2 protein-coding genes are annotated in these 1,197 nt (G+C 43.6%); both read left to right on the top strand.

Annotation, left to right across the window (positions count from 1 at the left end; all coding sequences use genetic code 11):
* The coding region (locus FTU45_RS15295) for an efflux RND transporter periplasmic adaptor subunit (protein WP_180076697.1) at positions 1-644 on the top strand (644 nt) is incomplete at its 5' end.
* On the top strand, positions 634-1,197 hold a 564-nt coding region (locus tag FTU45_RS15300), incomplete at its 3' end, for an efflux RND transporter permease subunit (RefSeq protein ID WP_180076698.1). The genes FTU45_RS15295 and FTU45_RS15300, both read left to right, overlap by 11 nt.

Consider the following 1,197-nt stretch of genomic DNA (forward strand, 5'->3'; position numbering starts at 1 on the left):
CGGCCCAATCACGTTTAAGTGCGTTTGGTGCTGTGAATACCAGTAACGGGCGCTATATTTTGAAAGCCCCCATTTCCGGCGTGATCAGTAAAAAGGATTTGGTGCTCGGAGAAAATGTTCAGTTAGCCGATCAGCTCTTTACTATAGACCGGTTAGATCAGCTCTGGCTTGAGTTTATTGTTCCAAATTCTGAAATTATGGGTTTAGCCCCGAATCAAAAGATCGAATTTAAATCCTTGCAAACTGAAAAGGTCTATCAGGCAGTTATCCAGACTTTAAATACTGAAGCGGATACTCAAACGGGTCGTCTTCAGGTTCGAGCAAAAGTTGAATCGAATGCAACCGAATTACGTCCAAACTTGATGGTAAACGTACTGCTGCAACAAAAGAGTGAAAGTACCGCATTACGGGTGCTTAAGTCAGCAGTTCAGAATATCGATGGAAAGGATGTGGTTTTTGTCGCCACTCAACATGGACAGAAAGTTGAATTCAGTCCGCAGCCGGTGAAATTAGGTCAGTCATCTGGGGAGAGCCAGTGGATTGAAGTGGTAAATGGGCTTAATCAGGGACAAAAATATGCCGCTCAAGGTAGTTTCTTACTGAAATCTGAAATGGAAAAAGGAGAGGCTTCACATGGGCACTGAAAATTCTCAAATATCTAATAATGAGTCAATAAAGCCTGAAGGACTGTTTGATCGACTGATCCAGTTTTCAATTCATAATGCCATCTGGGTCATGCTGTTTATTGTGGCCTGGATTGGCGTAGGCATTTACAGCTATCAAAAGCTGCCGATTGATGCCGTGCCTGATATCACCAATACACAAGTACAGATCAACACTTCTGCCAATGGCTTTACTGCTTTGGAGATGGAACAGCGGATTACCTATCCTATCGAGAATGCCATGTCAGGCATGCCGAATATGGAACAAACCCGCTCTATTTCACGCTATGGTTTATCGCAAGTGACCATCATTTTTGAAGATGGTACTGATATCTACTGGGCCAGACAGCTCATCAACCAGCGCTTGCAAGAAGCAATGGGAGAAATGCCTGAAGATGTGCAACCGACCATGTCGCCTATTTCGACAGGTTTAGGTGAAATCTATCAATGGGTGATTAAAGCCGAACCAAATGCTAAAAAGCCGGATGGAACCCCTTATTCGGCGATGGATTTACGTGAAATTCAGGATTGGATT

The sequence above is a fragment of the Acinetobacter sp. YH12106 genome, assembly GCF_013418995.1.
Taxonomy (GTDB): domain Bacteria; phylum Pseudomonadota; class Gammaproteobacteria; order Pseudomonadales; family Moraxellaceae; genus Acinetobacter; species Acinetobacter pseudolwoffii.